16 protein-coding genes are annotated in these 17,001 nt (G+C 67.7%); 11 read left to right on the top strand and 5 right to left on the bottom strand.

The window, feature by feature from the left end; all coding sequences use genetic code 11:
* The first annotated feature begins 213 nt into the window (after nucleotides 1–213).
* Nucleotides 214–1,833 (top strand): peptide chain release factor 3, encoded by a 1,620-nt coding sequence (locus tag QX128_RS03420; RefSeq protein WP_316236658.1) that lies wholly within the window; start codon nucleotides 214–216, stop codon nucleotides 1,831–1,833.
* A gap of 158 nt (nucleotides 1,834–1,991) precedes the next feature.
* Here QX128_RS03420 and QX128_RS03415 read toward each other — a convergent pair whose 3' ends face one another.
* From QX128_RS03415 to QX128_RS03405, 3 genes are all read right to left on the bottom strand, one after another.
* On the bottom strand, nucleotides 1,992–2,399 hold the full coding sequence (locus tag QX128_RS03415) for a response regulator transcription factor (protein ID WP_316180981.1): 408 nt from the start codon (nucleotides 2,397–2,399) through the stop codon (nucleotides 1,992–1,994).
* On the bottom strand, nucleotides 2,396–3,262 hold the full coding sequence (locus tag QX128_RS03410; protein ID WP_316236657.1) for a S1C family serine protease: 867 nt from the start codon (nucleotides 3,260–3,262) through the stop codon (nucleotides 2,396–2,398). Before QX128_RS03410 ends, QX128_RS03415 begins: the two co-directional genes overlap by 4 nt.
* Nucleotides 3,263–3,344: 82 nt before the next feature.
* On the bottom strand, nucleotides 3,345–4,073 hold the full coding sequence (locus QX128_RS03405) for an aspartate/glutamate racemase family protein (protein ID WP_316236656.1): 729 nt from the start codon (nucleotides 4,071–4,073) through the stop codon (nucleotides 3,345–3,347).
* Between the two features lie 162 nt (nucleotides 4,074–4,235).
* On the opposite strand from QX128_RS03405, the gene QX128_RS03400 reads away from it, so the two are divergent.
* The 8 genes from QX128_RS03400 (at nucleotide 4,236) to QX128_RS03365 (ending at nucleotide 12,428) form a co-directional block, all read left to right on the top strand.
* The gene (locus QX128_RS03400; protein ID WP_315800340.1) at nucleotides 4,236–4,829 is read left to right on the top strand and encodes a hypothetical protein; all 594 of its coding nucleotides are present in this window, start codon (nucleotides 4,236–4,238) and stop codon (nucleotides 4,827–4,829) included.
* Between the two features lie 276 nt (nucleotides 4,830–5,105).
* Nucleotides 5,106–5,690: an NnrU family protein gene (locus tag QX128_RS03395; RefSeq protein WP_315800339.1), complete on the top strand. Its 585-nt coding sequence runs from the start codon at nucleotides 5,106–5,108 to the stop codon at nucleotides 5,688–5,690.
* Nucleotides 5,691–5,692: 2 nt separating this feature from the next.
* Nucleotides 5,693–6,517, top strand: coding sequence for a 3-methyl-2-oxobutanoate hydroxymethyltransferase (gene panB, locus QX128_RS03390; RefSeq protein WP_316236655.1), 825 nt, complete (start codon nucleotides 5,693–5,695; stop codon nucleotides 6,515–6,517).
* 165 nt (nucleotides 6,518–6,682) lie between these two features.
* Nucleotides 6,683–8,275, top strand: a complete 1,593-nt coding sequence (locus tag QX128_RS03385) for a class I adenylate-forming enzyme family protein (protein WP_316180974.1) — start codon at nucleotides 6,683–6,685, stop codon at nucleotides 8,273–8,275.
* 177 nt (nucleotides 8,276–8,452) lie between these two features.
* Nucleotides 8,453–9,106 (top strand): tetratricopeptide repeat protein, encoded by a 654-nt coding sequence (locus tag QX128_RS03380; protein ID WP_316180972.1) that lies wholly within the window; start codon nucleotides 8,453–8,455, stop codon nucleotides 9,104–9,106.
* A 46-nt stretch (nucleotides 9,107–9,152) separates the two neighbouring features.
* On the top strand, nucleotides 9,153–9,689 hold the full coding sequence (locus tag QX128_RS03375; protein ID WP_315800335.1) for a hypothetical protein: 537 nt from the start codon (nucleotides 9,153–9,155) through the stop codon (nucleotides 9,687–9,689).
* A gap of 82 nt (nucleotides 9,690–9,771) precedes the next feature.
* Nucleotides 9,772–11,142 carry a ribosome biogenesis GTPase Der gene (gene der / locus QX128_RS03370; RefSeq protein ID WP_316236654.1) on the top strand — a complete coding sequence of 457 codons (1,371 nt, stop codon included), beginning with the start codon at nucleotides 9,772–9,774 and terminating at the stop codon, nucleotides 11,140–11,142.
* 29 nt (nucleotides 11,143–11,171) lie between these two features.
* Nucleotides 11,172–12,428, top strand: coding sequence for a TCR/Tet family MFS transporter (locus QX128_RS03365; protein WP_315800333.1), 1,257 nt, complete (start codon nucleotides 11,172–11,174; stop codon nucleotides 12,426–12,428).
* 88 nt (nucleotides 12,429–12,516) lie between these two features.
* Here QX128_RS03365 and QX128_RS03360 read toward each other — a convergent pair whose 3' ends face one another.
* Nucleotides 12,517–13,743, bottom strand: a complete 1,227-nt coding sequence (locus QX128_RS03360; protein ID WP_315800332.1) for an ABC transporter substrate-binding protein — start codon at nucleotides 13,741–13,743, stop codon at nucleotides 12,517–12,519.
* A gap of 251 nt (nucleotides 13,744–13,994) precedes the next feature.
* Nucleotides 13,995–14,654 (bottom strand): TetR/AcrR family transcriptional regulator, encoded by a 660-nt coding sequence (locus QX128_RS03355; protein ID WP_316236653.1) that lies wholly within the window; start codon nucleotides 14,652–14,654, stop codon nucleotides 13,995–13,997.
* A gap of 160 nt (nucleotides 14,655–14,814) precedes the next feature.
* Here QX128_RS03355 and QX128_RS03350 point away from each other — a divergent pair, with 160 nt between their 5' ends.
* Nucleotides 14,815–15,747, top strand: a complete 933-nt coding sequence (locus QX128_RS03350) for a DUF3313 family protein (RefSeq protein ID WP_315800330.1) — start codon at nucleotides 14,815–14,817, stop codon at nucleotides 15,745–15,747.
* Nucleotides 15,744–16,985, top strand: a complete 1,242-nt coding sequence (locus QX128_RS03345; protein ID WP_316236652.1) for a patatin-like phospholipase family protein — start codon at nucleotides 15,744–15,746, stop codon at nucleotides 16,983–16,985. The genes QX128_RS03350 and QX128_RS03345 overlap by 4 nt, the downstream gene beginning before the upstream one ends.
* Nucleotides 16,986–17,001 lie beyond the last annotated feature (16 nt).

The following is a 17,001-nucleotide window of genomic DNA, read 5'->3' as shown; positions in this document are numbered from 1 at the left end:
AGACCTCGTCCTGAGGAGCGCGCCGCCTGGCGCGCGTCTCGAAGGACGGCGGCGGGCCGGGGAGCCAGCCCCGGCGTGCCCATCAGCCGCCGGGTAACTCCCCGGTTGGAGTTGCGGTGCAAAACGCCTATATGGAGGGCGCGCGGCGGCCGTGAGCCCGCGCCTTTCCCGTACATCGCCGCTCTCCGGCCTCAAAACGACGTCCGCCGCCTCATGTCCGATACTGCCGTCACGACCGAACAGCCGTCCCGCTCGCCTCTGTCCGACGAGGTCGCGCGCCGGCGCACCTTCGCCATCATCTCGCATCCGGACGCCGGCAAGACCACGCTGACCGAGAAGCTCTTGCTGTTCGGCGGCGCCATCAACCTCGCCGGCCAGGTCAAGGCCAAGGGCGAGCGCCGCAACACCCGCTCGGACTGGATGAAGATCGAGCGCGAGCGTGGCATCTCGGTCGTCACGTCGGTGATGACCTTCGAGTTCGAGGGCCTCGTCTTCAACCTGCTGGACACGCCGGGCCATGAGGACTTCAGCGAGGACACGTATCGCACGCTGACCGCAGTCGACTCCGCCGTCATGGTGATCGACGCCGCCAAGGGCATCGAGGCGCGCACGCGCAAGCTGTTCGAGGTCTGCCGCCTGCGCGACATCCCGATCATCACCTTCATCAACAAGATGGACCGCGAGAGCCGCGACACGTTCGATCTCCTGGACGAGATCGAGAAGACGCTGGCGCTCGACACTACGCCGATGACCTGGCCCGTGGGCCGCGGCCGCGACTTCATCGGCACCTATGACGTCAGAGACGGCGGCGTGCGCCTGCTCGAAGGCGGTGGCGCCAAGACCGGCGCGGCACAGCAGATCGCGATCTCCGAGCTCGGCAAGCTCAACGCCAATCTCGACATGGGCCAGATCACCGACGAGCTTGAGCTGGTCAAGGAAGCCTGCAAGCCGTTCGACCTGGAGGCGTTCCGCGAGGGCCATCTGACGCCGGTCTATTTCGGCAGCGCGCTGCGCAATTTCGGCGTCGGCGATCTCCTGGAAGGTCTCGGCCGCTACGCGCCGTCGCCGCGCGCGCAGGAGTCCAACCTGCGCAAGGTCGACGCCGCCGAGCCGCGCATGAGCGCCTTCGTCTTCAAGATCCAGGCGAACATGGACCCGAACCATCGCGACCGCATTGCGTTCGCGCGGCTGTGCTCGGGCAAGCTCAACCGCGGCATGAAGGCCAAGCTGGTGCGCACCGGCAAGACCATGCCGCTGTCGAGCCCGCAATTCTTTTTCGCGCAGGACCGCTCGGTCGCGGACGAGGCCTTCGCCGGCGACGTCGTCGGCATTCCCAACCACGGTAGCCTGCGCATCGGCGACACCCTGACCGAGGGCGAGGACCTGACCTTCGTCGGCGTGCCGAGCTTCGCCCCGGAAATCGTTCGCCGCGTCCGTCTCACCGATGCGATGAAAGCCAAGAAGCTGAAGGAAGCCTTGCAGCAGATGTCGGAGGAGGGCGTCGTGCAGGTGTTCCGTCCGCGCGATGGCGCGCCGGCGCTGGTCGGCGTGGTCGGACCGCTGCAGCTCGACGTGCTCAAGGCGCGGCTCGATGCGGAATATTCACTGCCGGTCGAGTTCGAGATCTCCGAGTTCTCGCTGGCGCGCTGGATCTCCTGCGACGACAAGAAGAAGCTCGAGGCGTTCATCGCCGCCAACAATTCCGGCGTCGCCGACGACGTCGATGGCGACCCCGTGTTCCTGGCCAAGAACGAGTTCTATCTCGGCTATACCAAGGAGCGCGCGGAGGGCATCGTGTTCTCCAACGTCAAGGACGTGAAGAAGAAGGCGTGAGGCTGGCTCCGTTGTCAGCCGTCATTCCGGGGCATCGCGCAGCGATGAGCCCGGAATCCATCTTGCCTCTGGTTCTGTCGCCCGATGGATTCCGGGCTCGCCCTGCGGGCGCCCCGGAATGACGTGGGGAGAGAGTTCCCTCCAAAACTCGGGGCTGCTCACAGCTCGATGATGCCGCGCCTTGCCGCGTGCGCCACCGCATCCGTTCGCCCGGTGGCGTCGAGCTTGTCGAGCAGCGAGCCGACGTGGAATTTCGCGGTATGCACGGAGATGCCGAGGCTGCGGGCGATCTCCTTGTTGGAGCGGCCCTCGGCCATCAGCGCCAGCACGTCGCGCTCGCGCGCGGTGAGCTGAAAATCATCGATCGCCTGGCCGTCGATCCTGTCGTCGCCGCTGTGCGTCTCATCACTGCCATGCAATGGCGCGATCGCGACGTCGGCGCTCTCGCCGGGGGCGACCAGCGTCAGGCCCGTGACATTGCCGAGCAGCGCCGCCAGCCGGTCGGCGAGCTCGGCATCGTCGATCGCGATTGCGATCCTGATCGGCCCGCGCGCCTCCTCGCTCACGCCGGCCTCTCGCCGATGGTCAGGGCGAACTGCACCGGCTCGCCGGCACGCAGCGCTGCGACCTCGACGACGGCGCCGACGCTGTCCGGACCGAGTTCGCGCATCATCGCACGCATGCCCCTGAACGGCTCCTTGTTGAGAGCGGTGATGACGTCACCCTGGCGCAGGCCGGCGGCAGCGGCCGGGCCGCTCTTGTCGAGGCTCATGATCATCGCACCGAATCCGTCGTCGAGCCGGACCGGCTGCAGGCCGGCGCCGAGATAGCCGCGCGCGATGCGACCATGCGTCTCGAGCTTGCCCGCGACCCGTTCGATCGTGGTCGCGGGAATGACGAGCGTGCGGCGCGGGCCCCGCACGGCCATGCCGATCGCGTGGCCTGCAGCGTCGAGCACGAGGCCGCCTTCGGAGCTGTGGCGCAGCCGGGTGTCGAGCTCGATCCGCGCATCGATGTCGCCGCCGCGCAGGCTGCGCCACGGGCCGGCGGATTTCGAGACCATGGCGAGCGCTGCGACCGGCGCGCCCTGGTCGGCGGCGGCGATGACCGCGAGCGAGCCGAGCGCGGGCACCTCGCCGGAGAGTTTGACTGGCGCCGCCGCGCCGCCATCGAAGCGGAGCAGGGCGATGTCGGTGGTGTGATCGCGGCCTGCCATCCCGGCGGGACGTGTGGTGCCGTCGGCGAAGACGATAGTGACGTCGCCTTCATCGGCCAGCGCCTCATCGGCGGTGACGATAAGGCCTGATTTCCAGACGAAGCCGGAGGCGCGCAAGCGGTGCGAGTGGACCGAGACCAGAGACGGTGCGACCGCGGCGACGGTCGTCGAAAGCGCTGATGAGAGCGAGGAGAGGGTGGACAGATCGGACATCGAGGGCTCCATGGGTTGATCCCAATGTGGAGCGTCGGTCGGCGTTTCGGAACTCCCCGGATGGGCAGGCTACGAGTTGAACTCAGAGCGTCTTCCGCGACTTCGGCAGCGGAAACGCGAGATCGCCGTGTTTCGACGTCTTCAGCCCCAGCCCGACCAGCGCCTCGGCGAAGCGCACGGCGGCGGCGACGCCGTCGATCACGGGAATGCCGAGCTCGGTCGAGAGATCGCGCGCCAGATCGGCCATGCCGGCGCAGCCGAGCACGATGGCGCCGATCCCGTCCTCGCGCAGCGCCGCCCGGCATTCGCCGAGCAGCGTGCCGCGCACATTGGCCTCGGGCTTGTCGAGATCGAGCACGGCGACGTCGACCGCGCGCACCTTGCGGCAATGCTGCTCCATGCCGTAGTTGCGCACGAGGTGCTCCGCGATCACCTTGGTGCGCGACAGCGTGGTCACGATGCTGAAATGGGTGGCGACGAAGCTCGCCGCATGCATCGCGGCTTCCGCGATGCCGAGCACCGGCACGCCCGACAATTCGCGCGCGGCGAGCAGGCCGGGATCGCCGAAGCAGGCGATCACATGGGCGTGGCAGCCCTCGGCGTCGCCGGCTTCGACCTCCTTGAGCATGCCGACCGCGGCAATCGCCTCGTCGTAGTGCCCCTCGATCGAGGCGGCGCCGAACCGCGCGGTGCGGCCGACGATCCGCGTCGACGGGCTTGCGCTGGCCTGGGCCGCCTTGGCGATCAATTCGGTCATCGTCACCGTCATGTTCGGGTTGATGACGTTGATCACGGTCTCGCTGTGGCTCATCGTCGCGTCCGTCCGTTGTCGCATCCTGCCGTGTTCTAGCCGAGTTCCGCAGGCACGGTCGAGGGCCGTTCGCGACGCGGGAACGCGCAGACGTGAACGGGATTGAGCTTGCGAATTCTGCGATCGGATCCAGCTTGGAGTCCATTCCAGCCCGAGAGTCCCATGCTCCGTGTCGTCGTGCTCGTCCTGTTGATGGTGGCCGCTCCGGCCACCGCCGACGCGCGCCGCCAGCAGATCAATCCGGTGCCGTTCGCGCACACACCGTGCAGCGTGCTCGACGAGGGACCGTGCACGCCGTCGTTCTGCAGCGTCTACGGGCCGTGGCCGTGCATTCCCGAGATGAACTATCCCTATGGCCAGAACCTGCAACTGACCATCGAGAGCCGGCCCGCCAAGGACCAGGAAGCCAAATATCAGAAGCCGGATCACGATCTCGACACGATCGGCGATCTGTTCGCAGCGCTACGTGCATGCTGGACGCCGCCGCCGGAGGACAACGCCCGCGCCGGGATGCAGATGACGGTGCGCTTCAGCTTCAAGCGGACCGGCGAGATGATCGCGCCGCCGCGCGTGACCTTCGCAACATCAGGCGCCCCGGCCGACACGCGTGCGACCTATCTGAAGACGATCAATGCCTCGCTCGACGGCTGCCTGCCGCTGAAGTTCACAAAAGGGCTGGGCGGCGCGCTCGCCGGCCGGCCGATCGCGATCCGCTATGTCGAGAATCGTGATCTGAAGAACACGTCGGAGCGGTGATGGCTTCGCCCGCTGGGCACGACCTCTCGACCGCCCCGTGTCTCGCGCCCATCGTCATTCCAAGGCGACGCGTTAGCGTCGAACCCGGAATTTCGCGATTGCCTGCAAGAACGCAAGCCAATCTCGAGATTCCGGGTTCGGCTCTGCGAGCCGCCCCGGAATGACGGCTGAGGCGCTTGGCGCCTCACCTCGAAAATGCAGGCCACGTTGCGAGGCCGCCCCCGGAAATGATACCGGTGCCCACGCACAGGTCGCGTGCAAGCGAAGGGGGATGCCGTGGGACTTCTGGTGATGGTGGTGGGGCTGGTGCTGTTTCTCGGCGCCCATGTGTTCACGACCCGGCGCGAGGCGCGCGCGCAGGTCATCGCGCGGCTGGGCGAGGGCACGTACAAGCTGGTCTACACGGTCGTGGCCCTTGCCGGCCTCGTCCTGATCGTGTGGGGCTTTGCCGATTACCGCAGCGGCGGCTGGATCCAGGTCTGGACGCCGCCGAAGGCGCTCAAGCACATCAATCTCGCGCTGATGCTGCCGGCCGTCATCATGGTGGTCGCCGCCTACATCCGCGGCCGCATCTACACCGTGCTGAAGCACCCCATGCTGGCGGGCGTGAAGCTGTGGGCGTTCGGGCATCTGCTCGCCAATGGCGACCTCGGCGGCATCATCCTGTTCGGCTCGATCCTGGCCTGGGCGGTGTTCGACCGCATTTCGCTGAAGCGGCGCGCTGACGCCGGCGGCCCACCGATCCCGGTCGGCGGCGTCGGCAACGACGTGATCGCGGTGGTGGTCGGCATCGTCGTCTATCTGGCGCTGGCCTTCGCGTTCCATCCCGTCGTGCTCGGCATTCCGGTCATTGGGGGGTAGCGATGTCGGTGCAGTCGGCGGTCCGCCGAAAGACGGCTCCCGAGATCCGCGCCCGCAAGGGCGGCGAGCCGATCGTGATGCTGACGTCCTACCACGCCCATACCGCGGCGCTGGTCGATCGCCATTGCGATGTGATCCTGGTCGGCGATTCCCTTGGAAACGTGATGCACGGTTTCGAGACCACCGTGCCGGTGACCCTGGAGATGATGATCCTGCAGGGCCGCGCCGTGATGCGTGGTTCGCGCCAGGCGCTGGTGGTGGTCGACATGCCGTTCGGCTGCTACGAGGCGTCGAAGGAGCAGGCGTTTCATGCGGCGGTGCGGATCCTCAAGGAGACGCAATGCGGCGCGGTCAAGCTCGAGGGTGGGGCGCGGATGGCCGAGACGGTCGCCTTCCTCAGCGAGCGCGGCATCCCGGTGATGGGCCATGTCGGCCTGACGCCGCAATCGATCAACACGCTCGGCTCGTTCCGGGCGCAGGGCCGCGACGAGGCGGATTGGGCCGCGATCGAGAACGACGCTGCGGCGATCGCACAGGCCGGTGCGTTCTCAGTGGTGATCGAGGCCGTGGCCGAGCCGCTGGCGCGCAAGATCACGCAGCAGATCGCGATCCCCACCATCGGCATCGGCGCCAGCGCCGCCTGCGACGGCCAGGTGCTGGTGCTGGAGGACATGCTCGGCCTGTCGCCACGCGCGCCGAAATTCGTCCGCCGCTACGGCAATCTCGGTCCGGCGATCGACGAGGCGGTCGAGCGCTACGCGGCCGACGTGCGTAGCCGTGTGTTTCCGGCGGCGGAACATGTCTACGGCATGAAGTCCAAGACCTGACGGGCGCCTCTCGCTTGGTCGTCGCGTTGCAGCCGTGATGCGCGCGGCGGCACTGCGCTATCTCCGGCGCTGCCGGAGATAGCCAAGCGCATCGCCCGATGGTTATGCTTGGCTGGTCCGCATCGCGGCAAACAACGACAAAAAAGCCAAGCTCGGGGAAATGCCATGGACTGGTCGACCTATGTGACGCCGCCGATGCGGCGCGAAGCCCGTTTTGGCGATCGCGTGGTGCCGCTGTTCACGGAGCGGCCGGCGAACATCTGGGCCATGGTCGAGGAGGCCGCGGCGCGCAACGGCGACGGCGAGGCGCTGGTCTGCGGGGCCGTGCGGCTGTCATGGCGCGAGGTCGCCGAGGCCGCCGCGCGGATCGCCGGCGGGCTGCAGGCGAGGGGCCTGCGCCAGGGCGATCGGCTGGCGCTGCTGCTCGGCAACCGCATCGAGTTCGTGCTCACGCTGTTCGCTGCCGCCAAGCTCGGGCTGATCACGGTGCTGCTGTCGACGCGGCAGCAGACCCCGGAAATCGCCTATGTGCTGAAGGATTGCGGCGCCAAGCTGCTGCTGCACGAGGCGGCACTGGCGGACCGGTTGCCGGCTGCTGCAGAGACGCCGGAGCTGGCGGGGCGCATTGCCGTCGATGATCGTCCGGCGCGATCGGATTTTGCAGCGCTGGCCGATCATGCCGCGCACGAGGCTCGGGTCGAGGTGGCGGAAGAGGACACCGCGATGATCCTCTACACCTCCGGCACCACCGGTCGGCCGAAAGGCGCGATGCTCGCCCATTGCAACATCATCCACTCCTCGATGATCTACGAGGCCTGCCTGGGGCTGACGCCAGCCGACCGCTCGATCGCCGCGGTGCCGCTCGGCCATGTCACCGGCGTCGTCGCCAACATCACCAGCATGGCGCGCTGCGCCGGCACCTTGATCATCATGCCGGAGTTCAAGGCCGGCGAGTATCTGAAGCTCGCCGCGCGCGAGCGCGTGACCTACACGGTCATGGTCCCGGCGATGTACAATCTCTGCCTGCTGCAGCGCGACTTCGACAGCCACGATCTCTCGTCGTGGCGGATCGGCGGCTTCGGCGGCGCGCCGATGCCGGTCGCGACCATCGAGCGGCTGGCCGCCAAGATCCCGGGTCTGCGGCTGGTCAATGCCTATGGCTCGACCGAGACCACCTCGCCGGCAACGTTGATGCCCTCGGATCTGACCGCGCGCCATATCGACAGCGTCGGGCTGCCGTGTCCAGGGGCCAGCATCCTGGTCATGGACGGGGAGGGGCGGGAGCTGCCGCGCGGCGAGATCGGGGAGATCTGGATCGGCGGCGGCCAGGTCATCAGGGGCTACTGGAACAATCCCAAGGCCACGGCCGAGAGCTTCACCGCCGGCTATTGGCATTCCGGCGATCTCGGCTCCGTCGACGCCGACAATTTCGTCCGGGTGTTCGACCGGCAGAAGGACATGATCAACCGTGGCGGGCTGAAGATCTACTCGGCCGAGGTCGAATCGGTGTTGGCGAGCCATCCGGCGGTGGTCGAGAGCGCGATCGTCGCCCGGCCATGTCCCGTGCTCGGCGAGCGCGTGCACGCGGTGGTCGTGACCCGCGAGCCGATCAGCGCCGAGGCGCTGCGCAGCTGGTGTGCCGAGCGGGTCTCGGATTACAAGGTTCCGGAAACCCTGACCGTGACCGCGGACCCCCTGCCGCGCAACGCCAACGGCAAGGTGATGAAACGGCAGTTGCGCGAAGCCTTGACGGCGTGATAGCCGCGTTCGGACCCTGTGGCAGAACCGGGGAGTAACGCCTTGATTCGGCTGGACTCGCCTTGCCACCGCCATGCCGATGCGGTATCGGCGCCGGCGCGTGGGCAACGGGCCGCTCGCGCGGCCCTTCGAAGCCATGCGCGCGCGTTCGCAGCGAACCTGACTGGATGTCCTTAGGTGTCTGATTTTATTGATGAAGTAGACGAGGAGGTCCGCCGGGAACAGCTCAAGAAGCTGTGGGACCGCTACTCGATCTTGATCATCGCCCTGGCCGTGCTGATCATCGCCGGCGTTGGCGGCTGGCGCGGCTACCAATACCTGGAAGGCCAGAAGGCGGCCGAGGCGGGCTCGGCCTTCAACAAGGCCCTCGAGCTCTCCGAGCAGAACAAGCATGCCGAGGCGGAAAAGGCCTTTGCGGATGTCGCGGCCACGGCCCCATCGGGATACCGCACGTTGGCCCGCTTCCATCAGGCCGCAGAGGCCGCCATGCGCGACAAGGCGGCGGCCGTGAAGCTCTATGACGAGCTTGCTGCCGACCGCAGCATCGGGGCCGAGCAGCAGTCGATGGCGCGGCTGCGCGCGGCAGGCCTGCTGGCCGATACGGCGCCTTACGCGGACCTCAAGCAGCGCCTCGAAGGCGAAACGGCGCCTGGTGCGCCGTTCCGCCACGCGGCCCGCGAATTGCTGGCGCTGTCGGCGTGGAAGGCCAACGATGCCGCCGCGACCCGTCAATGGCTCGACATGATTGCGCTGGATGGTGAGACCCCGCCGGGCCTGCGCTCGCGCGCCGAAGCGCTGCAGGCGCTGTTGCCTGCAGTCGCCAAGAGCTGATCGCGGATCGCGCGACGGCGAAACCGAGTTGATTGGAACGACGATCATGCGCCGCGCCCAACGTGCCATTGCCCTCACGGTCCTCATTGCGCTTTCCGGCGTGCTGGGCGGCTGCGCGAGCGGGGGAAGCTTCGACCCCTCGGACATGCTCGACTTCCTCGACACCAAGAAGAAGCTGCCGGGCGACCGCAAGCCGGTGTTCCCGGAGGGCGTGCCGGGTCTCGAGCAGGGCGTGCCGAAGGAGCTCTACAAGGGCGCGCAGCAGCAGCCGATGACCGATCCAGGCGCCCAGGAGGCGATGCCGGCGCCCCCGGCCGAGGAGCCCAAGGGCAAGAAGGGCGCCAAGGGCCGGCAGCAGGCCGCCGTGAGCAACCCGACCACGGCCGATCCGCAGGACGGCGAGGCCGCTGCGGTCGAGCAGGGCGCCGCCGGCGTTCCGCCGGCGCCGAAGCCGAAGAAGATCGTGCGCCGCCGCACCACCGCACCGCCGGCGGATGACACGGCCCCGGCGCAGCCGCCGGCCGCCCAGAGCTCGGGCGGCGGCTTCCCGGCGCCGATGCCGAGCGGCTCCTTCAGCCGTTAATCTCAGTCGCGAATCGACTGATCGCCCGTTCGGTTTTGCGGCCGAATGCGCTAAAGCTGCGCGCTCACGCGCACGGATCATCATGCCTTTCACCATCGCCATCATCGGCCGGCCCAATGTCGGCAAGTCGACCCTGTTCAACCGTCTGGTCGGGCAGAAGCTGGCGCTCGTCGACGACATGCCGGGGGTCACGCGCGACCGCCGCGAGGGCGAAGCGAAGCTCGGCGATCTCCATTTCACGATCATCGACACGGCCGGCCTCGACGAGGGCCCGAAGGGCTCGCTGACCGCGCGCATGCAGGAGCAGACCGAGACCGCGATCGCGCTCGCCGATGCGCTGTTCTTCGTCATCGATGCCCGCATCGGCCTGACGCCCGCCGACCGCGCCTTCGCCGATTTCGCCCGCCGCGCCGACAAGCCGGTGCTGCTGCTCGCCAACAAGAGCGAGGGCAAGCATGGCGAGCTCGGCGCCATGGAGTCGTATGCGCTCGGTCTCGGCGATCCCATCCAGATCTCGGCCGAGCACGGCGAGGGCATGGGCGAGCTCTACGACGCCGTTAGCAAGCTCGTGCCGCCCACGGACAACGAGGACGACGAGCGCGAGGAGACCGACGAGGAGCGTGCCGCACGTCCGATCCGCGTCGCGATCGTCGGCCGTCCCAATGCCGGCAAGTCGACGCTGATCAATCATCTGCTCGGCGAGGAGCGGCTGCTGACCAGCCCCGAGGCCGGGACGACGCGCGATTCGATCGCGGTCGAGATTGAATGGAAGGGCCGCGGCTTCCGCATCTACGACACCGCAGGCCTGCGCCGGCGCTCGCGCATCGAGGAGAAGCTCGAGAAGCTGTCGGTGGCGGACGCGCTGCGGGCGGTGCGCTTCGCCGAGGTGGTCGTGCTGATGATGGATGCGCAGAACCGCTTCGAGGAGCAGGATCTGCGCATCGCCGACCTGATCGAGCGCGAGGGTCGCGCGCTCGTCATCGCGGTCAACAAATGGGACCTGATGGAGGCCAAGCCCGGCCAGATCTCGATGCTGCGCCGCGACGCCGACCATTGGCTGCCGCAGGTCGCGGGCGCGCCGATCGTGGCGGTGTCGGGCCTGATGGGCGAGGGCATCGACCGGCTGATGCAGGCGATCGTCGAGGCCTACGCGGTCTGGAACCGGCGCGTGCCGACCGCGGCGCTGAACCGCTGGTTCGAGGGGGCGATCGCCGACAATCCGCCGCCGGCGGTGTCGGGCCGCCGGCTCAAGCTGAACTACATCACCCAGACCAAGGCGCGGCCGCCGAGCTTCGTGCTGTTCTGCTCGCGCGCCGACGCGATCCCGCAATCCTACTTGCGGTATCTCATCAACTCGATGCGCGAGACCTTCGAGCTGCCGGGCACGCCGGTGCGCATCACCCTGCGCGAGAAGGCCAACCCGTTCGCGCACAAGCGCAAGCGGCCGAACTGATCAGTCGCGGGAGCGGAAGCGGTCCGGCCATGGAAGCAAGCCCGCCGAGCGTCGCGACCGAAAATGCGCCGGCCCCGCGCCGCGGCGCAGTCGCCTTCATCTTCGTCACCATCCTGCTCGACATGCTCGCGCTCGGGCTGATCATGCCGATCCTGCCGAAGCTGATCGAGAGCTTCGTCGGCAACGACACCGCGCAGGCGGCACGCATCTTCGGGCTGTTCGGCACCGCGTGGGCGCTGATGCAGTTCGTGTTTTCGCCGGTGCTCGGCAGCCTGTCCGACCGCTTCGGCCGGCGGCCGGTGATCCTGCTGTCGAACTTTGGCCTCGCCGCCGACTATGTGCTGATGGCGCTGGCGCCCTCGCTCGCCTGGCTGTTCGTCGGCCGGCTGATCTCCGGCGTCACCTCGGCGAGCATCTCGACCGCCTTCGCCTATATCGCCGACCTGACGCCGCCGGACCGCCGCGCCGCGATCTTCGGCCGCATCGGCGCGGCGTTCGGCGCGGGCTTCGTGCTCGGGCCTGCCACCGGCGGGCTGTTGGGCGACATCGATCCGCGGCTGCCGTTCTGGGCGGCCGCGGGGCTCAGCTTCGCCAACGCGCTCTACGGCTTCCTGGTGCTGCCGGAGTCGCTGAGGCCGGAGCGGCGCAGTCCATTCCGGTGGCGAACGGCCAATCCGCTCGGGGCGCTGCGGCTGCTGGCATCGGACCGCATCCTGGCCGGACTGTCGACCGTGAACTTCATCACCCAGCTCGCCCATGTCGTGCTGCCGTCGACCTTCGTACTGTACGCGACCTATCGCTACGGCTGGGACACGCGCACCGTCGGCCTCACATTGGCGATGGTCGGCGTCTGCGCGATGATCGTGCAGGGCGGCGCGGTCGGGCTGATCGTGCGCGTGTTCGGCGAGCGCGGCGCGCTGATGCTGGGGCTATCCGCGGGGCTGGTCGGCTTCTTCATTTTCGGCGTGGCGCCGACCGGACCGCTGAGCTGGCTGGGCATTCCCGTGATGGCGCTGTGGGGCGTCTCGGGCGCGGCGCTGCAGGCGCTGATGACCCGGCTGGTGGCGCCGGACAAGCAGGGCCAGCTCCAGGGCGCGACATCGAGCGTGCAGAGCGTGGCCCAGCTCACGGGGCCGTTCCTGTTCACGCTGAGCTTCGCCTATTTCATCGGGGCCACCGCGCCCGTGCATCTGCCCGGCGCGCCGTTCCTGCTGGCCTCGGGGCTGATGATCGTCGCGATCGTGATCGCGCTGCGGACGCTCGCGAAAGCGAAGGCCGCCTCCTGACATCATCCCGATGCGCGCGACGGCGCATCGGAAATGGGCGTGAGTCCGGACTGATGCTGGCGCGCCAGCCCGGACCGATGCGGGACGATTACTTCTTCACCAGCGGGCACTCGCTGGCCTCGAGCGGCTTGGCGGCGTCCTCGGCCGGGATCGTCGCGATCAGCTTGTAGTAGTCCCACGGATATTTGGACTCTTCCGGCTTCTTGACCTCGAACAGATAGGCCGGGATCAGGCGGCGTCCGTCGGCGCGCAGCGGGCCCTTGCCGAACAGCGGATCGTCGGTCGGGATCTCCTTCATCTTGGCCACGACCTTGGCGCCGTCATGCGGATTGCCGCCCATCGCGTCCAGCGCCTTGAGGTAATGCAGCGTGCCGGCATAGACGCCGGCGACCGTCATCGACGGCATCGTGCCCTTTGGCGACACCTTCTGGAAACGCTTGGACCATTCGCGGGTCTTGTCGTTGAGATCCCAGTAGAACGACTCGGTGAAGGTCAGGCCCTGCGCCACCTTCAGGCCCAGCGCATGCACGTCGTTGACGAACAGCAGCAGCGCGGCGAGCTTCTGGCCACCCTGGACGATACCGAATTCGGCGGCCTGCTTGATCGCGTTGGTGGTGTCGCCGCCGGCATTGGCAAGGCCGATGACCTTGGCCTTGGACGACTGCGCCTGCAGCAGGAAGGAGGAGAAGTCGGCGGTGTTGAGCGGGTGCTTGACGGAGCCGAGCACCTTGCCGCCATTGGCGGTGACGACCGCCGAGGTGTCGCGCTCCAGCGCATGGCCGAACGCGTAGTCGGCGGTGAGGAAGAACCAGCTGTCGCCGCCGGCCTTGGTCAGCGCCTTGCCGGTGCCGTTCGCCAGCATGTAGGTGTCGTAGGTGTAGGAGATGGTGTTGGCGTTGCAGGCCTTGCCGGTGAGGTCGGCGCTCGCGCCGCCGGAATTGATCAGGACCGAGTTCTTCTCCTTGACCAGATTGGAGATGGCCAGAGCAACGCCGGAATTCGGCGTGTCCATGATCACGTCGACCTTCTGGGTGTCGATCCACTGCCGGCCGATATTGACGCCGATGTCGGGCTTGTTCTGGTGGTCGCCGCTGATGACCTCGATGGTCCAGCCCTTGGCCTTCATGCCGGAATCTTCGACCGCCATGTTGACGGCTGCGACCGAGTTCGGTCCGCCGATGTCGGCATAGAGGCTGGACATGTCGTTGAGCACGCCGATCTTGACGACCTTGTCGTCGGCGAAGGCGGAGCCGGCAAAGCTGAGCGTGGTGGCGGCAAGCAGCGCGGCCATCCGCCGCGCCTGAGACGTCGTCATCAAAGTCCTCCCTGGTGTCGTGTCACGGCGAGGCTTCTTGGGCGCCCCTTGCCGTCTGTCTCCCTGGATAGCCGGTCTTGTGAGTTGCGGCAATGTGCCAAAAGGCGCGAGGCGCGCCCAAGGTTTGTGCGTTTCGCTTGAGCGTTAACGCTGGGCGTACAGGCCCTGCAAGAATACCGTTGCTCATCACGAGGCCCGTGACCGACGCCTTCCATGATCAGGTCATGCTCGGCTGAGCACGGCGCGGTAGCTCATGAGGGCTCGACGATGGGCGTCGAGCCGCGGGCCTTTCTGGTCTTGTCGCCGACCGGCGAGGGGGCTGCGGGCGGCCGCAGGAAGCGCGTCAGCATGATGCGCAGATGTGCGGTGCTCTTCTTGATGTCGACGTTCGGATTCCGGATCGGCAGCGCGCGTGCGCCGTCGACGATCGCGAACAGAATATTGGCGGTCGATTCGGGATCAAGGCGGGGATCGACGTCGCCGCGCAGCTGCGCCTTGATGAGAAAATCGACCAGCAGCGCCCGCATCGCGCGCGCATGGGCGTGGACGATGGCGGCAAAATCGGCATTGCGGCAGGCCTCGGCCAACGCCTCGGCGCTGAGGACCTGGGCCTGCGGCTGATGAATGCTGGTGCTCTCGAGCTCCTGCACCAGGGCGTCGATCACGTCGGGTGAGGCCAGGATCGCCTGGAGGCGCGCTGCGGCGTGGCTCAGGTTCTGGTCGACCAGCGCCTGGATCATCGCCTCCTTGCTGGGGAAGTAGTGGTAGAGGTGGCCTGGGCTGATCTTGGCGGCGGCGCAGATGTCGGTGGTGCTGGCGCCGTGAAAACCGTTCCGGACGAAGCACGACAACGCCGCCTGGAGAATCTCCCGGCGCTTCTGCTCGTGCTTGACCGGATCGACCTTTCTCATCACGCGCCTCTCATCACACGTCCTGTCGGGCCAACTCTCGCCACATTCGCCGTTTCCGCCAACTGCTTGTAATATAAAATAATATTTCGCGCCGCTCTAATCTAGAGAATTTGATCTAGTTTAGTTGGACAAGCGTTTCGGCTTGTGAGACTTAATTAGAGTGAGCTATCTATCAATGGGTCTCGCCGGTAAGATGCGCCTCGCCCCGCTGAAGTCGACGGCCCTGATTTCCCTGGCGCTGGCAACGGCCGGCTGCGCCACCGCTCCGCTGGAGCGGGCCGGCTCGCTCAAGAATTACGATCGTCTCGCCGACGCCAATGGCCTGGTGACGCGCGCGCAGATCAAGGCGAACAAGAAGGAGCTGCTCGAGGCCAGGACGATCCGGATCGAGCCGACCGCGTTTCCACCGCGTCCCGACATCGCCTTCGACGAGAACGAGCGCAAGCTGGTCGCCAACGCCATCAGCCGGGAAATGTGCCTGCGGCTCAGCGAGCGCTTCCGCATCGTTGCGCTCGGCGAGGAGGCGGATCTGACGATCAAGGCGACCGTCACTCACGCCACGGCGACCAACGCGACCGCCTCGGCCGCCTCGCAGGCGGCGTCGATCGCCAAGAGCGTCGCGCTGCCGGGCGTCCCGGTGCCGGTGCCACGGTTGCCGGTCGGGCTCGGCACGCTGTCCGTCGAGGCCGAGGCGCGCGATTTCGCCGGCTTCCAGAAGGCCGCGATGGTGTGGGCGCGCGGCGCCTCCTCGGTGTCGACCGCCCGCATGGCCAATGACGGCGACGCCTACGACCTCGCTTCGGAGTTCGGCGCCGATTTCGCCAGGCTGGTATCGACCGGCGAGTCGCCGTTCTCCGGCGTCCCGTCGCTGGCCTCGCTGCCTTCGGTGTCGAGCGTGCCCGCCAAGCTCGGCGGCGCTCCCAAATATGCCGCATGTGAGCAGTACGGACGCTTCCCCGGCCTGAAGGGCTTCGTCGGTGCCGGTCTGGGCCTGCCGCCGGGCTGGACCGACAAGGGGGCCGACGAGGTCAAGCCCGGCGTGCCGCCGCCGGCGCCGGAGATCGCAAGCGTGGAGCAGCAAGCGTCGCGATGAAGTCTGCCGCCTCCTTCCGCGCGATGGTTCCGCGTATCCTGCTCGCATGCGCCGCGTCGCTGCTGCTGGCGGCGTGCGCAGCCGTCATGCCGCGCAACGCGCTGCCGGAAGCGGCTGCCGTCAGCGCCGACCCGGTCGGCTTCCGCAACGTGCGCTACTGGGGTGACGAGCCGGCGCCGCGCTTTGCCGAGGCCGCGATGTCGCGCGCCTCGGCCGAAATCCCGATCTCGCGTCCGCTGAATTTCCTCGCGATCTCCGGTGGCGCCGAGAACGGTGCATTCGGCGCCGGGCTGCTGGCCGGCTGGGGCGAGTCCGGCAACCGGCCGTCGTTCGACATGGTGACGGGCGTCAGTTCCGGCGCGCTGATCGCGCCGTTCGTCTTCCTGGGGCGCGAGCACGATGACAAGCTGCGCGAGATCTTCACCGCCTACGAGCGTAAGGACATCTTCACGGTCAACATTCCCGGCCTGCTGCAGGGCTCGGCGCTGGCCGACAACACGCCGCTGTCGCGGCTGATCGAGAAATATGTCGATCGCGAGTTCCTGCGCGATGTCGCGCGCGAGAGCAGCAAGGGCAGGGTGCTGCTGGTCGGCACCACCAATCTCGACGCGCAGCGGCCGGTGCTGTGGGACATGGGCCGCATCGCTGCCGCCGACACGCCCGAGGCGATCGCGCTGTTCCGCCAGGTGCTGCTGGCGTCCGCGACCGTGCCGGGCGCTTTCGCCCCGGTTCGCATCAAGGTGCGGATCGGCGACAAGGATTACGACGAGCTGCATGTCGATGGCGGCGTCACCCGGCAGGTCTTCATCGGCCCGTCGGTGCTGCGTCTCGTCTCCGGCCGCGGCCCGCGCCGGAGCGTGAGCGGCGCGCATCTCTACGTCATCCGCAATGCCCGCATCGATCCGCAATGGGACAGCGTCGGCGCCGACGTGCTCTCGGTGACCCAGCGCTCGCTGTCGACCCTGATCAAGAACCAGGGCATCGGTGACATCTACCGCATCTACTCGGTGGCGAAATTCAACGGCATCGACTTCAACTTGGCCAGCGTGCCGGCCGATTTCCAGGCCAAGGCCGACGGCCCGTTCGATCGCACCTACATGACCGCGCTGTTCGATCGCGGTTACGACATGGGCCGTCGGGGCTATCCCTGGGTGAAGAGCCTGCCCGGGCTGCAATCCAACGAGCATGGCATCACGGCGCAGGGGACCACGCGCACCATGGCAGCGGCCGCGCGATGAGCTTCCGCCGGACCTG

The organism is Bradyrhizobium sp. SZCCHNR1015, assembly GCF_032489875.1.
Classification (GTDB): Bacteria; Pseudomonadota; Alphaproteobacteria; order Rhizobiales; family Xanthobacteraceae; genus Bradyrhizobium.
This window is presented reverse-complemented; position numbering and strand designations above follow the sequence as displayed.

What these genes read in the sequence shown, in the direction of transcription:
- QX128_RS03420 (WP_316236658.1), top strand. Translation starts at nt 214, where the DNA reads ATGTCCGATACTGCCGTCACGACCGAACAGCCGTCCCGCTCGCCTCTG.
- QX128_RS03410 (WP_316236657.1), bottom strand. Translation starts at nt 3,262, where the DNA reads ATGTCCGATCTGTCCACCCTCTCCTCGCTCTCATCAGCGCTTTCGACG.
- QX128_RS03405 (WP_316236656.1), bottom strand. Translation starts at nt 4,073, where the DNA reads ATGAGCCACAGCGAGACCGTGATCAACGTCATCAACCCGAACATGACG.
- QX128_RS03400 (WP_315800340.1), top strand. Translation starts at nt 4,236, where the DNA reads ATGCTCCGTGTCGTCGTGCTCGTCCTGTTGATGGTGGCCGCTCCGGCC.
- panB (WP_316236655.1), top strand. Translation starts at nt 5,693, where the DNA reads ATGTCGGTGCAGTCGGCGGTCCGCCGAAAGACGGCTCCCGAGATCCGC.
- QX128_RS03385 (WP_316180974.1), top strand. Translation starts at nt 6,683, where the DNA reads ATGGACTGGTCGACCTATGTGACGCCGCCGATGCGGCGCGAAGCCCGT.
- QX128_RS03375 (WP_315800335.1), top strand. Translation starts at nt 9,153, where the DNA reads ATGCGCCGCGCCCAACGTGCCATTGCCCTCACGGTCCTCATTGCGCTT.
- der (WP_316236654.1), top strand. Translation starts at nt 9,772, where the DNA reads ATGCCTTTCACCATCGCCATCATCGGCCGGCCCAATGTCGGCAAGTCG.
- QX128_RS03365 (WP_315800333.1), top strand. Translation starts at nt 11,172, where the DNA reads ATGGAAGCAAGCCCGCCGAGCGTCGCGACCGAAAATGCGCCGGCCCCG.
- QX128_RS03360 (WP_315800332.1), bottom strand. Translation starts at nt 13,743, where the DNA reads ATGACGACGTCTCAGGCGCGGCGGATGGCCGCGCTGCTTGCCGCCACC.
- QX128_RS03355 (WP_316236653.1), bottom strand. Translation starts at nt 14,654, where the DNA reads ATGAGAAAGGTCGATCCGGTCAAGCACGAGCAGAAGCGCCGGGAGATT.
- QX128_RS03345 (WP_316236652.1), top strand. Translation starts at nt 15,744, where the DNA reads ATGAAGTCTGCCGCCTCCTTCCGCGCGATGGTTCCGCGTATCCTGCTC.